1 protein-coding gene and 1 tRNA gene are annotated in these 429 nt (G+C 30.1%); both read right to left on the reverse strand.

Annotated features, from left to right (window positions below; translation table 11 throughout):
- Positions 1 to 14: 14 nt before the first annotated feature.
- Entirely contained in the window at positions 15 to 269 is a 255-nt protein-coding gene (locus ASE40_RS08680; protein ID WP_057116554.1) for a GIY-YIG nuclease family protein, read from the reverse strand.
- Positions 270 to 308: 39 nt separating this feature from the next.
- Positions 309 to 403, reverse strand: a tRNA-Lys gene (locus ASE40_RS22010).
- Between the last annotated feature and the right edge of the window lie 26 nt (positions 404 to 429).

Consider the following 429-nt stretch of genomic DNA (forward strand, 5'->3'; position numbering starts at 1 on the left):
ATAGCCAAAATGAATTAATTACTAAATCCATTTATCATTTTTTCAATCCTTATTCTACTTTTCCATTTTTTAACTTCTAATTCTCGCTTGTAGGCTAATGATTTACTTTCAAATTCTTCAAAGTAAACGACAATCCAATCTTTAGCTTTACTAGTAAATCCACAATGATTAGACAAATGCTTACGTAATCTTTCTTCTAAACCTTCAGCTGTATGACCAATATAATATTGATTTAAAGATTTTGAATATAGAATATAGAAAAAAATCATTTAGCTTAAGATTTAAGTAAAACAAAGTGGCTTTTGATGTGAACGCAGAAGGATTCGAACCTTCGACCGTCCCGATTAAAAATCGGGANGCTATGTTATCAAAAACCATTTTTATGCAAACAAAAAAGCCACTCGATTTGAGTGGCTTTTGATGTGAACG

Source organism: Flavobacterium sp. Root935 (assembly GCF_001429295.1).
GTDB lineage: Bacteria > Bacteroidota > Bacteroidia > Flavobacteriales > Flavobacteriaceae > Flavobacterium.